The sequence below is a fragment of the Streptomyces zaehneri genome, assembly GCF_032248645.1.
GTDB lineage: Bacteria > Actinomycetota > Actinomycetes > Streptomycetales > Streptomycetaceae > Streptomyces > Streptomyces coriariae.
The window spans coordinates 1-13316 of sequence record NZ_JASTTJ010000007.1 but is presented as its reverse complement, the minus strand read 5'-3'; the positions used below and the strand labels follow the sequence as shown (position 1 = coordinate 13316).

General features: G+C 73.2%; 11 protein-coding genes. 6 read left to right on the top strand and 5 right to left on the bottom strand.

Going from position 1 to position 13316, the window contains the following annotated elements; translation table 11 throughout:
* Nucleotides 1–12 precede the first annotated feature (12 nt).
* From QQM72_RS13485 to QQM72_RS13460, 6 genes are read left to right on the top strand one after another with little or no spacing between them, the layout of a single operon-like run.
* Nucleotides 13–855: a helix-turn-helix domain-containing protein gene (locus QQM72_RS13485; RefSeq protein WP_314221104.1), complete on the top strand. Its 843-nt coding sequence runs from the start codon at nt 13–15 to the stop codon at nt 853–855.
* A complete protein-coding gene (locus tag QQM72_RS13480) occupies nt 837–1127 on the top strand; it encodes a DUF397 domain-containing protein (protein WP_314221103.1) in 291 nt (96 codons plus the stop codon). Before QQM72_RS13485 ends, QQM72_RS13480 begins: the two co-directional genes overlap by 19 nt.
* Nucleotides 1112–1492: a CU044_2847 family protein gene (locus tag QQM72_RS13475; RefSeq protein WP_314221102.1), complete on the top strand. Its 381-nt coding sequence runs from the start codon at nt 1112–1114 to the stop codon at nt 1490–1492. The genes QQM72_RS13480 and QQM72_RS13475 overlap by 16 nt, the downstream gene beginning before the upstream one ends.
* A gap of 3 nt (nt 1493–1495) precedes the next feature.
* Nucleotides 1496–3745, top strand: a complete 2250-nt coding sequence (locus QQM72_RS13470) for a VMAP-C domain-containing protein (protein ID WP_314221101.1) — start codon at nt 1496–1498, stop codon at nt 3743–3745.
* The gene (locus QQM72_RS13465) at nt 3742–4704 is read left to right on the top strand and encodes an AAA family ATPase (RefSeq protein WP_314221100.1); all 963 of its coding nucleotides are present in this window, start codon (nt 3742–3744) and stop codon (nt 4702–4704) included. Before QQM72_RS13470 ends, QQM72_RS13465 begins: the two co-directional genes overlap by 4 nt.
* Nucleotides 4705–4728: 24 nt before the next feature.
* Nucleotides 4729–8079 carry an SAV_2336 N-terminal domain-related protein gene (locus tag QQM72_RS13460; protein ID WP_314221099.1) on the top strand — a complete coding sequence of 1117 codons (3351 nt, stop codon included), beginning with the start codon at nt 4729–4731 and terminating at the stop codon, nt 8077–8079.
* Between the two features lie 69 nt (nt 8080–8148).
* On the opposite strand, the gene QQM72_RS13455 is transcribed toward QQM72_RS13460, so the two are convergent.
* The 5 genes from QQM72_RS13455 to QQM72_RS13435 form a co-directional block, all read right to left on the bottom strand.
* Nucleotides 8149–9138, bottom strand: a complete 990-nt coding sequence (locus QQM72_RS13455; protein ID WP_020131101.1) for a malate dehydrogenase — start codon at nt 9136–9138, stop codon at nt 8149–8151.
* Nucleotides 9139–9612: 474 nt separating this feature from the next.
* Nucleotides 9613–10614 (bottom strand): helix-turn-helix domain-containing protein, encoded by a 1002-nt coding sequence (locus tag QQM72_RS13450; protein WP_314221098.1) that lies wholly within the window; start codon nt 10612–10614, stop codon nt 9613–9615.
* Nucleotides 10615–10742: 128 nt separating this feature from the next.
* Nucleotides 10743–11201 carry a helix-turn-helix domain-containing protein gene (locus QQM72_RS13445; protein ID WP_314221097.1) on the bottom strand — a complete coding sequence of 153 codons (459 nt, stop codon included), beginning with the start codon at nt 11199–11201 and terminating at the stop codon, nt 10743–10745.
* Between the two features lie 246 nt (nt 11202–11447).
* Nucleotides 11448–12032 (bottom strand): DUF3017 domain-containing protein, encoded by a 585-nt coding sequence (locus QQM72_RS13440; RefSeq protein ID WP_314221096.1) that lies wholly within the window; start codon nt 12030–12032, stop codon nt 11448–11450.
* A complete protein-coding gene (locus QQM72_RS13435) occupies nt 12022–12876 on the bottom strand; it encodes a bifunctional methylenetetrahydrofolate dehydrogenase/methenyltetrahydrofolate cyclohydrolase (RefSeq protein ID WP_314221095.1) in 855 nt (284 codons plus the stop codon). Before QQM72_RS13435 ends, QQM72_RS13440 begins: the two co-directional genes overlap by 11 nt.
* Nucleotides 12877–13316 lie beyond the last annotated feature (440 nt).

Below are 13316 nucleotides of genomic sequence, written 5' to 3'. Positions count from 1 at the left end.
GAGGAGCGTGCGATGCCATCGCGACGAGTGGTCACCGGACGGAGCCAGGAACCGCGCCGCCGGTTCGCCGAGGAGCTGCGGCTGCTGCGCGGCGCGCGCGGGGAGAGCCTGCGGCAGGTGGGCGAGCGGCTGGGCTGGGACCCGTCCACCTTCGGCAAGATGGAGAGCGGGGAGTCGCTGGGCAGCCCCGAGATCGTCGAGGCACTGGACCAGCACTACGGCACGCCGGGGCTGCTGCTGACGCTGTGGGAACTGGCGCTGGCGGATCCGAGCCAGTTCCGGGAGCAGTACCGGCGGTACATGGCGCTGGAGGCGGAGGCGGTGAGTTTGTGGCAGTTCTCCGTGAGCGTCACGCCAGGTCTCCTCCAGACGCCCGGATACGCACGGGAGGTGCTCGCTCTGGGCGGCCTCAAGGGCAAGGACCTCAATCAGCAGATCGAAGCGCGCACGGGGCGACAGAAGTTACTCGAAGGAGAGGACGCACCACCTTTCCGGGCCATCCTGTCCGAGGCGGTACTGCGCACGCCGATGCGTGACACCCAGGGGTGGCGGGATCAACTGGAGTACCTGCTCGAAGTGTCTGAGCGCGCCAACATCACGCTCCAAGTGATGCCCCAGAGCTCGGGTTTGTACGGACTGGTGAACACCGACACGATGTTCCTGCGGCTGCTGGACGGCATTACCGTCGCCTACGTCGAGACCGCTCACCGTGGCGAACTGATCGAGGAAAACGTATCGGTCGAGCGACTGCAACGTGCGTACGATTTGATGCGCGACCTGGCTCTTTCCCCGGTCGAGTCGCGGAAGTTCATCCTGCGGATGTTGGAGGAAGCGCCGTGCGAGCCATCGATCTGAGCAACGCGACTTGGCGCAAGAGCAGCTACAGCAACACCACTGGCGGCGACTGCCTGGAAGTCTCCGACGACTTCCTGAGCACCGCCACATGGCGCAAGTCCAGCTACAGCAACCCGGACGGCGGCAACTGCCTCGAAGTCGCCGAAGGCGTCCCCGCCCTGGTCCCCGTGCGGGACAGCAAGGCCCCGGAGCGCGGAGCGCTCCTGTTCGATGCGGGGGTCTGGTCCGTTTTCGTCTCGTCGATCACAATGTCGGCGTGGCCGAACCGATAAGCGCAGAGGCAGAGTTGGACGACGGGACCCCCGTCAGATTCCTCCTCACGCCCGGGGCCGCCCCCGTCCCGGCGGGCGGTGACGGCCTCCCCGAGGGCATGGGCCGGGCCGTCCCCGTGGCCACCGGTGGCGCCGCCGTCGCCAGTTTCGCGGCGGGGGCGCTGAAGGCCGCGCTCAAGCCGCTCGGGCCACTGCTGCAGGAGGTGCACGACGTCGTCTCGGCCGTGCCGGACCCACCCGCCGAGCTGAGCGTCACGTTCGGTGTCCAGATCGGGCAGGACCTGAAGCTCGGGATCGTGGGCGGGAACGGGCAGGCGCATCTCACGGTGACCGCCAGTTGGAAACCGGCGCCCGGCGCGGAGTGAGCCATGGGGTGGTTCAGGGCCGTGGGGGCGTCCGGCGACAAGGAGACGAGGTCACGCGTGGCGTCCGTGTGCCGGGCGGCCGACGGCTCGCCGGCGGGCGCCGCGGTCATCCTCGGCATCGACACGGTGCTGACCTGCGCACATGTCGTCAACGACGCTTTGGGCAGGGATCTGTTCGAGGCCAGGACACCAAGGCTCGACGACGTGTTCGTCGCGCTGGACGGGCCGCGCGGCACGGAGCGGTTTCCCGCGCGCGTGGTGCACTGGATCGCCCCGCGTGCGCGGGACGGCGGCGCTGTCCGGGACGGCGACAGCGAGTGGCTCGGTGACCTCGCGGTGCTGCGGGTGGACGCGCCGCTCGGCGGCATCCCCGCCCCGGTTCCCCGTGCGGCCATGGCGCCGGGCCAGCAGGTGCGGGCCTGGCACGGCAGCGGGCACGGCGCGACCTTCGCCGATCTTCGGGTCGCCGCTCTGGACGGCCCGATCGGCTACCTCGACGGGAAGAGCACCGGTATGGCGGTCGGCCCCGGCTACAGCGGGGGCCCGTTGTGGTCGGAGGAGGACGGGGCGGTCGTGGGACTCGTCGCCGCGCATTTCATGCCGCCGTGCGATCCGGGCGGGGTACCCCTCCCGGCCTCCCCGCAGCACCTGATCCGACGTAGTTGGGGCATCCCCTGGCAGCGGGTCGAGGCGGAACTGCGGCCCTTCGGTGTCCTCGACACGGGAGACCCGGGCAACGCGGGTGACGCGGGGGGCGCCGAGTCCGACGACCCCGCTCGCGGCATGCTCGTGTTGGCGCTGCGGAACGTCCTGGCGTCGCCGTACACGCTCGGCGACACCGCCCGCCGGCTCGCGCACGAGTGCGGGATCGAGCCGGGCAGCCCGGTGACGCCGCCCGCGGTCGAGGAGTTCGCGGACTTCCTGGTCACCCACCCGCGTGCGCTGCCCGCCCTGGTCGAGATCCTGCGGCCCAGGGATCCGGGCTCCGCCGACCGGCTCCTGGTCGCCGGCCGGCTCACCGACACGCCACTGCTGCTCGCGCCGCGCGAGCACCGCCGACTGCACCAGGTGCTGCGCCGGGTCGAGCGGCCCGTCCTCGCGCGGTTCCCCGAAGCGGTGCGCGAGGCGACGAAGCGGGTCGCGGTGCCCGCCGACGGGGACACCCTCGACGTCGTCCTCGACCGTCTGGAGACGCTGCCCGGGGACGGCCACTCCGACGACGGCGGGCCCCGGGTCCCGGCGCTGCTGCGGGTCGTCGAGTACATCGCCGCGCTCTGTCCGCAACCCCGCAAGGCGGACCTGCGGCTGTGGTCGGACGCGGTGGCCGGCCGGCTCGGCATCCCCGCGGCGGCGCTGCGCGAGCGGCGCTCCGACGCGGAGGACTGGGCCCGGATGCTGCGCGGCGGGGCCCGGCGGGTGCGGGTCCTGGCCCAGGTGACGCGAGCCGGGCGGGGGCGTCACCGGCTGCGCGTGTGGTGCGACGAGGGCACGGGGCCGCGGCAGGTGTCGACCGACAGCTCCGCCGCGTTCACGGCGTCGGGAGCGGCACGCGAACTGATGCGCGTCCTGGAATCCCTCGCGCCCTCGGCCACGGACGGGGCGCGGCCGCTGGTCGAGGTCCTCGTGGACCGCGCCGACCTCAATCTCCCGGTCGACGAATGGGCCGCCCAGTCGCCGGGGGAGATCGTGCCGGGTGTGCTCGGGGTCGAGTTCCCGCTGGTGGTGCACTGCCCGGAACTGCTGCGACGGCACGAGCGTTTCCTCCCGGACTGGCGTGAGCGGTGGAGGCAGCTCGACTCGGGGGAGACGCTGGTCGTCTCGGACCCCTCCCAGGACCCGCACCAGATCTACTACGAGCTGATGGGCCGGCTCGACACGGTCCGCGTCTGCGTCGACGTCCCCCCGGGCCCGCGCGACGCCATCGTCCAGATCTGCCTCGCCGTGGGCATACCGGTGGTGGTGTGGGACCGCGGGGACGGCACGGAGGCGTCCTCGCGCACTTCCGCACCGTCCTCGCCCCCGGTGTCATCCTCTGCGGCCCCCACTGCGTCCACCTCTTCGACGTCGTCGCATGTCGTCCGGCACATGGAGGCGGTCGCCACCCGTGAACTGCCCGACGGAGTCCGCGTCTACCGGGCCAACGCCAAGGGAAAACGCGCTCCGGAGTTCCCCGGCCGCCCGGTCCTCGCCTGGGCGGACGCCGACCGCACGGTGCCCCGGCTGCACCTGACCGAACCACAGGAGAGCGCATGACCTCCCCAGAGGACTCCGGGGCCGGCGCCGACTGGCGCCTGTTCCGCGGCGACGGCGTCCCGCGGGCCGTCGACCTGCCCTCGGCCCCGCCATGGCGGCGCTTCAGCCCGACGCCGGCCGTGCGACCCGAACTTCCCTACCTGATCGAGCCGCAGCACGCCGATGTCGTCAACGCCGCGCTGCACCTGCGCCGTCCGCTGCTGGTCACCGGACCGGCCGGCACGGGCAAGTCCTCGCTGGCGCGGGCCGTCGCGCACGAGTTGCGGCTCGGCGAGCTGCTGCGGTGGTCCATCAACAGCCGGTCGGCCGTGCGTGAGGCGCTCTACCAGTACGACGCGATCGGGCGACTGCGCGAGACCACCCTCAGTCGCGACCGGGGCGAACGCGAGCCGTCCATCGGGACGTTCATCCGGCTCGGCGCGCTCGGCACCGCGCTGGTACCGAGCGCCACGCCCCGCGCCCTGCTCATCGACGAGATGGACAAGGGTGACGTCGACCTGCCCAACGACCTGCTCACCGTTTTCGAGGAGGGCTACTTCGACATCCCCGAACTGACCCGGCTGCCCGAGGACATGGCGGAGGTGGAAGTGCAGACCGCCGACCATCGGGGCACCGTGACGGTGCGCCAGGGACGGGTCCAGTGCGCCGAGTTCCCGGTGGCCGTCATCACCAGCAACGGCGAGCGCGACTTCCCGCCCGCCTTCCTGCGCCGCTGCGTCCGGCTCGACCTGCCGGTGCCCGACGAGGCACGGCTGCGCGCCATCGTCACCGCCCACCTCGGTGAGGAGGCGCTGCGCGAGGCCGACGATCTGATCGACGCGTTCCTGCGCCGCCGCGCCCCCGGCGAACTCGCCACCGACCAGCTCCTCAACGCCGTGTTCCTGCGCACCGGAGGCGTCGACCTCGACGCGGAAGGCCTGCTGGACGCCGTACTGCACCAGCTCACCGGCGCGATGTGAGGCGGCCGTGACCAGGGGGGTGCGGTGACCGGGGCCCAGGAAGGCGGTGCGCGGCTCGCGCAGGCCCTGCGGGTGCTGCGGGCCTGCGGGCACGAGCTGGACGCGGACCAGGTACTCGACGTGCTGTGGCTGGCCAGGGCGCTGCCCTCCGGAGCGGCCACCCCGCTGAGCCGGTCCACCGCCGCCGGCCACCCGACGGACGCCGAACCGTCCGCGCCCGAGGCCGACGCGGCCGACCGGGAGCGCACTCCGCCCGACCCCGACGACCCGGACCTGCCCGACCTGACCGCGTCCTCGCTGTACGGGTCGGCCCGTCCGGCACCGCCGCGGCTGCCCGACATCCGGCTGCGGCCGAGCACCGAGCCGAACCGGGCGATGCCCGTCCGGGTGCCCGAGGACAAGGCCCTCGCGGCCGAACTGGCTCTGGCCCGCGCGCTCCGGCCGTTGCGCCGCCGCCGCCCCAGCCCGCACCGTCTGGAGATCGACGAGGAGCGCACCGCCGCCGAACTCGCCGAGACCCGGCTGCCCGACGTGGTGCAACGGCCCGTGCAGGAAAGGTGGCTGCATCTGGTGCTGCTCGTCGACGACGGCCTGTCGATGCTCTTGTGGCACCGCCTCGGCGCGGAACTGCGCACCCTCCTCGAACGGCTCGGCGCCTTCGCCACCAACCGCGTCCTCGGCCTCGACACCCGCAACGCTCAGGAACCCCGGCTGCACGCCCGCCCCTTCCGGCACGACAGCCCGCCCGTGCCGCTCAGCTCGGTCAGCGACCCCTCGGGACACACCCTCGTCCTCGTCGTCAGCGACGGCACGGGCGCCTCCTGGCGCAGCGGCTCGCTGCACGGGCTGCTGTCGCAGTGGGCCTCGCGCGGACCCACCGCGGTGCTGCACACGCTCCCGCCCGACCTGTGGGAGGGATCCGGCATCCACGCCGAACGCTGGCAGGCCACGACCCGGCGCATCGGCGGAGCCAACACCTCCTGGGAGATCACCGACCCGGTCCTCCCGGCCGATCTCGCCCCCTTCGACGGCGTGCCGGTACCCGTCCTGGAGCCGACGGCCGCCTCCCTGCGGAACTGGGCCCATCTCCTCGCCTCCCCCGGCGCCACGGTCCCGTTGCCCCTGCTGTCCCGGCCCGGCCGGCACAGCGCGGCCGGACCCGCCCCCGACCCGGGCGACGCCCAGCACTTCCGGGACGCCGCCACCCCGGAGGCCTACCGGCTCGCGGCGCATCTGGCGGCCGTGTCGCCGCTGACCGTGCCGGTGATGCGGCTCGTGCAGACGGCGGTCCCGTGGCGGGCCCGGACCTCCCACCTCGCGGAGGTCTTCCTCGGCGGACTCATGCGGCCGCACCCCGCCCCGGTGCCGGGGCCGCTGCCCGCCAAACACCAGGTCTTCGACTTCTCCGACACCTCCAGACTGGTGCTCCTGGACGCGGTTCCGCAGGCCGAACTCCTCAGGACCAGCCGCAGCATCGGACAGCGCCTGGAACGACTCGCGGGCCATTCACCCGACTTCCCCGCCTGGCTCGCCCACCCGGACGGCCCAGCCCATCTCCCGGGCAGCCACCGCCCGTTCACCAGCGTCGAACGCCGGCTGCTCACCCGCTTCGGGGTGTCGTTCGAGCGGGAGGCGCAGGGGCTGGAAGCGGGGCGCGGCCGCGGCGCCGACTCGCCGGACGGCTGGACCCGGCTGATCGAGGACGACCCGCGGCACCTCGGACCGTACCTGCTGCTGCGACGCCGACGACTGCGGCGAACGGTGGAGTACGAGGGCGTCGACCAGCAGGGCGGCCGCGCCCTGGTCCGCACCCCGCGCCCCGAACTCCCGGCCGGCGACGCCCTGGCGGCCGAGACGGAGGCGCTGCGCCGGCTGGGCGGCCAGTACGCCCCCGCCCTGCTCGCCACCGGGGTCCGCGACGACCGGCCCTGGCTGGCGGTGGCTCCGATCGGCGACGGCCCGCAGCAGCCCAGCCTGGCGGTCCTGTCGGACATCTTCAACGCGGCCCACGCCGGGGGCCGCGCCCCCTTCGACAAGATCACCGCGCTGGTCGTCGGCTGGCACCTCGCCAGCGCCCTGGCCCTGTGCCACCTGCACGGAATCGTCCTCACGGACCTCAACGCCGAGAACATCCACGTGCTGCGCCGGTCGGTCGTCCTCGCGGACCTGTCCGACTGCGCCGTGGACGGCGCGTACGCGGGCACCGGGCCCACGCCGACCCCCGAGGACAACGTGCGCGCGCTGGGCGAGCTGCTCCAGATCGTCAGCAGCAAGGCGGGCTGGGAACTGCCCGGCCGCCCGGAGGGCATGCACCTGTGGCAGGGCGACACCTGGAAGCAACTGCGGCGGCGCGTCCTGCGCTGCCTGGCCGCCGACCCGGCCGAGCGGCCCAGCGCGGCCGAGGTCGCGGACGTCCTGGCCCGGTACATCGCCCAGTCCCGCGTCACCCGCACCGTCCCGCCGGCGTCCGCGGTCAACGCACTGCCCACGGAGCGCGTTCCGCTCACCCTGCCGCCGGCCGCCGCTCCGGCGGGCGCCGGCGCGCCGCCGGCCCTGCGCCCGCCCCGCTTCGGCGCCGCCCGCCGTGCGGCGGAGGCCCGGCTGGCCCGGCTGCGGACGCCGCTGCGCCACGGCAGGCGCCTCACCGTCGTCGGCGCCTACCACTACAGCGGGCGGGCGACCACCACCATGGTGCTCGGCTCCCTGCTCGCCTCCGTCCGGGGCGAGCCCGTCCTGGCCCTCGACGGGGCGGCTCACGAGGGTGCCCTGGGACGCTTCCTGACGGACCGTAACCCGGCCACCGTGCGCGATCTCGCGGGTCTTCCCGCCGACTCCCCGTACGACGAGGTCCGCGCCCTCACCACCCGTCTGCCGTCCGGGCTGGAAGTGGCCGCGCACCCCACCGGCCACGCCAACCCGAACCTGGTGCACGCCCAGGCCTATGAGCACGTGCTGGCCCGGACGGAGCCCTTCTACTCCTTCGTGCTGACCGACTGGGCCCCGCAGCGGCTCGACGACTCGGCGGACACCGTGCTGGACCTGACCGACCGGCTGATCCTGTGCTGCGGCACCGCGGACTGGTTCCTCACCGCCGCCCGGCAGGTCCTCGAGCGGCTGCGCGCCGCTCGCCGCTGGCGGCTGGCCGACGAGGCGATCATCGTCGTCACCGAGGTCGAGGGGCCCTCGGCCCGGCGCGTACCGGCCGCTCTGGCAAGCCGTATCGGGGTGAGCGTGAACCAGGTGATCGCGGTCCCCTTCGACCGGGCGCTGAGCTCGCCGCGCTTCCAGGACCGGGAGCTGAGCCAGCTGCGGCCGCCGACCCTGAACGAGTTCCTCGACCTGGCCGAGCGGGTCGTGAGGACCCGGACGCACTGATCCCCGGGCGGCCACGGCCACCCGGGGATCGGAAACGGTCGGCAGCGGTCAGGGACCGGCCGGCAGGACTCAGATGAGGCCGAGGGCGCGGACCGCCTCGCGCTCCTCCGCGAGCTCCTGCACCGACGCGTCGATGCGGGCGCGGGAGAACTCGTTGATGTCCAGGCCCTGGACGATCTCGTACGAGCCGTCCTTGGTGGTGACCGGGAAGGAGGAGATGAGGCCCTCCGGGACGCCGTAGGAGCCGTCCGACGGGATGCCCATGGAGGCCCAGTCGCCGTCCGCCGTGCCGTTGACCCAGGTGTACACGTGGTCGATGGCCGCGTTGGCGGCGGAGGCGGCGGAGGACGCGCCACGCGCCTCGATGATGGCCGCGCCGCGCTTGGCGACGGTCGGGATGAAGTCCTCGGCCAGCCACTTCTCGTCGTTCACGGTCTCGGCCGCGTTCTTGCCGGCGATCGTGGCGTGGAAGATGTCCGGGTACTGGGTCGCGGAGTGGTTGCCCCAGATGGTCAGCCGCTTGATGTCGGCGACCGTCGAGCCCGTCTTCTTCGCGAGCTGGGTCAGCGCGCGGTTGTGGTCGAGGCGGGTCATCGCGGTGAAGCGCTCGGCCGGTACGTCCGGGGCGGCGGCCTGGGCGATCAGGGCGTTGGTGTTGGCCGGGTTGCCGACGACCAGGACCTTGATGTCGTCGGCGGCGTGGTCGTTGATGGCCTTGCCCTGCGGCTTGAAGATGCCGCCGTTGGCCTCGAGGAGGTCACCGCGCTCCATGCCCTTGGTGCGCGGGCGGGCGCCGACGAGGAGGGCGACGTTGGCGCCGTCGAAGGCGACGTTCGGGTCGTCGCTGATGTCGATGCCCTGGAGCAGCGGGAACGCGCAGTCGTCGAGCTCCATGGCGGTGCCCTCGGCGGCCTTCAGCGCGGGGGTGATCTCCAGCAGGCGCAGCTTGACCGGCACGTCCGCGCCGAGCAGCTGGCCGGAGGCGATGCGGAAGAGCAGGGCGTAACCGATCTGGCCGGCCGCGCCGGTGACGGTGACGTTCACGGGAGTGCGGGTCATGGCGTTCTCCGTATGACAGCTGTCGGTGGGGCGTCCCTGCCCCTGGTGGGACGTACAAATGATCGATCTCTTGGTATCAAGAGATCCAACCAGCGGTCAGGCTATCGCGCCGTCGGGATCCCGGGCGTCCGGGGTTGTGTGGCCCGTCCCACAGAGTGGTCCAGGCCGCCCCGACGGGGTGGCCCCGGCCGTACGGACGGAGAGGCCCCGGCCGTCCGGGCGGAGAGGCCCCGGCCGTCCGGGCGGAGAGGCCCCGGCCGTGCGGAAGGCGGCGGCCGCCGGTCCGGGAGAGGTGGAACCGAGCGGCCGCCGTGGAGGGGGTATCGGGTCGCGCCCGACTCCCGTGGGGGTACGTTTCGCGTGCCCGGGGCCAAGGCGGGTATTCCTGCCCGCTCCGACTTTCTTTGCGCGGCTTCCGCCGACGCCGCTCACCTCACCCGTTCGGCCCAGCGCGCGGCCCGGCGTCCGGCCGCCTCAGGGCGTACACCCCTGCTGTCCCGACGCCAGCACCGCGCACGCCGTCGCGTCCGCCGCGCTCCTCACCGCCACCATCGGGGTGTACGCGATCGTGTCGCCGAACTCGGTGACGGCGCCGGTCTGCCGCACCGCACCCACGGTCACCCGCACCCCGTCGCCCTGCGCGGCCCGGGTGATCCGGCCCCAGGCCGCCCCGCACGTCGCGCTGTAGCGGACCTCGACCAGGGTCGTCCCGACCGTCGCGGTCTTCGCCGTCGTCACGAGGTCGCCACCGCACCCCGTCTCCTCCGCGTCCCGGCCCGTGCAGTCGGAGCCGGCGCACAGCACCCCGGAGGGCAGCGCGGTGCTCGGCGCCGCCGAGGCGGGCGACGGCGACTTGGTGGTGCCCACCGCCTGCCGTGGGTCCCCTCCGTCGGTGAGCAGGAACGCGCCCACGACGATCGTCACGACACCCACGACCCCCGCGAGGAACAGCGTCGTGCGCCGTGGGCCGGAACCACCCGGGGCGCCCCCCGCGGAACCGCGCTTCTCCCGCGCCTCCCGCGTCCGCCGCGTCTCCCGCGACACCGGCATCGTCGGTGACACGCCCGCCGGTCCAGCGACGCCCGGGGTCGACGCCATCCGGCCGGCGTCGAACTCCCGCACATCGGGCGCCGGCCCGAACTCCCCCAGCGCGGCCCGCGCCTGGGAGATCCGGACGGCCTCCATGGTCCGGTCGTGCCGGGTCCCCGAGCGGCTCCAGGCCCGCTCGGCCAGTTCCCACATGGTGGTGAGATGGACGGGAGGCGTGCCGGTGACCTCGGCCAGCGCGACGATCGCGCCCTTCGGTGCGAGCAGCCGGCCGTCGAGATACCGCTCCCAGGACGTCTTGCCGTAGCCCGTACGGTCGGCCACCGCCGCGACACTCAGTCCCGTGCGGTCCACGACCCGCCGCAACTGCTCGGCGAACTCCCTCACCTGCGGGTCGAGTTCACCGGGCAGAGCCCTCCAGCGAGCCATCGAACCCCCCTCCCTCCGCCAAATCCCCCATCGGCCACGTTAAACCCGATGCCGAGACGATTCGGGACACATACCCGAACCGTCAACGTATCGACACGACGAGCGCGCCTCCGCACGACGAACGCACGTCAGCCGAAGACGACCGCTCCCCCGACGGCGGTGCACAGCAGGGCCAGCAGCAACAGGGCCGCGTACAGCAGCAGGCGTCCGGCGGGCCGGGTCGAAGCCTGCGCAGCGGGCTCCTCCAGGCTTTCCCACCAGGGGATCGTCGGGTCGTCGCGGTACTCCTCGGCCGGGTTCACCGGCGCCGGCCGCGGCCAGACCTCGACGGCCAGCTCCCAGCGCACGACGTGCCGTTCGGCGTCCGCACCGGCCAGACCCGCCACCCGGCACAGCGCGGCGACGGCCTGCCGGGGCGGCGGCTGGACGGCGTTGAGGTAGCGCTGCCAGGAGGACTTGCTGTACGCGGTGCGCGCGCCGAGCGAGGCCAGACTGAGGCCCGTACCGTCCTTGAGCTGCCGCAACTGCTCCACGAAGTGCCGTACCTCCGACGGCAGCCCGTCCGGCAGCGGCTGCCAGGCGCCCATCCCGCCCACCTTTCCTTCGATCCGTTGGGGGGACGACGCGGGACGGCCGGACGGTTCCCGCAGCGGGTGCGGCTGTGGCGGGGCGCGCACACGGTGGCGGAACGGTCACCTCCGTGCCACAGCGACCGGCCGACTGTTGAACAGGCAGTTCAGGAGGGTGGAACGTGGAACGCGTCGGCGGCCCGTCCTCCTCGGGGGATGGGGACGGGCCGCCGACGCGTCGCGCTGTACCGAGCCCGGTTCGGCTCAGCTGCTGACCGTGAAGTGCAGGGTGTCCTTGAGGAAGGGGATCTGGAGCCACGGGTTGGGCTGCGCCATCAGCGACAGCAGGACGATCGCCGTGCCCAGCACGGTGTACGTCACGATGTCGGTGAAGCGGGAGCGGACGGCGAGCATGCCGACCCCGGGCAGCAGCCAGCGCATCACCGCGCCGACCAGCAGCCCGACACCGATCAGGATCGTGCCGATCCGGAACACGTCGAGCGCGGTCACCAGCAGACCGAGCGCGACGATGCCCAGGACGACGATGATCGGCCACTGCCGGGCCGCCAGCGCGTCACCGGGCGCCGCCCGGCCGCCGCCCTCGGGACGCGCGGTGTCCCGGGTGAACAGCGGGAAGCGGCGGGTGGTGCGACGCGGCACCCCGTCGGCGTCGGGCGCGCTGACCGGGTCCCGCACCTCGATGCCGTCGATGCCCTCGGTGAGGTCGGCACTGTTGCCGCTGTCGGTGCTGCCGCTGTTGCTGTTGTTGCTGCTGCCGGCGTCGGTGACGTCGGCGCAGTCGGTCTCGTCGAGGTTCCCGGCCTTGCCGGTGGTTCCGTCAGTGGGCACTGCGCTCCGCCGCCTCCACCACGTTGACCAGCAGCTGGGCACGGGTCATCGGGCCCACGCCACCGGGGTTCGGGGAGATCCAGCCGGCCACCTCACGGACGTCCGGGTGGACGTCGCCGACGATCTTCCCCTCCGCGTTGCGGGACACGCCGACGTCCAGCACGGCCGCGCCCGGCTTGACGTCCTCGGCCCGGATCAGGTGCGCGGACCCGGCCGCGGCGACGATGATGTCGGCCCGCTTCAGGTGCGCCGAGAGGTCCCGGGTGCCGGTGTGGCACTGGGTCACCGTCGCGTTCTCGCTGCGCCGCGTCAGCAGCAGCGGCATCGAACGGCCGATGGTGACACCGCGGCCGACGACCACGACCTCGGCGCCCTTGATCTCGACGCCGTACCGGCGCAGCAGCGTGAGCACGCCGTTGGGGGTGCAGGGCAGCGGGGCGGGCTCGTTGAGGACGAGCCGGCCGAGGTTCGTCGGGTGCAGGCCGTCGGCGTCCTTGGCCGGGTCCATGAGTTCCAGGATCCGGTTCTCGTCGATGCCCCTGGGCAGCGGGAGCTGGACGATGTAGCCGGTGCAGGCGGGGTCGTCGTTCAGCTCGCGGACGACCGCCTCGATCTCCTCCTGGGTGGCCGTGCCGGGCAGCTCGCGCTGGATGGAGGCGATGCCGACCTCGGCGCAGTCGCGGTGCTTGCCGGCGACGTACTTCTGGCTGCCGGGGTCGGTGCCGACGAGGATCGTGCCGAGTCCGGGCGTCACACCCTTCTCCCTGAGCGCCGCCACCCGGGCGGTCAGATCGGACTTGATCGCGGCTGCGGTGGCCTTGCCATCGAGAATCTGGGCGGTCATGGACCCATCCTCCCGGATGACGGGCCCCCGGTTCCAATCCGGATGAACCCGGGCACCGGCGAACCCGGCTCCGGCCACCCCCAACGACGGGTCCGCACGGTGGCGTTTCGGCCATGATCGGGAAGGTTGCACTTGCACAAAGCCTGCGGAATGCGGCTGGACAGGAGCACACCTGTCCAAGAACGATGGGTCTCCGCAGTATGCGGTCGGTGTTGGGGGGCAAACCGCTCATCTGAAGATGTTCCTCCGCGCACTCCGCGTCGTCCCCGCTTGTGCAACGGAGGAAAATCGCCATGAGCTTCGGCCCGCCCAACGACCCCTACGGTCAGCCGCAGAACCCCCAGCAGGGGCAGCCCGGTTACGGCTACCCCCAGCAGGGCCAGCCCGGTTACGGCCAGCAGGCGCCGCAGGGCGTCCCCCCGCAGGGGTACGGCCAGCCG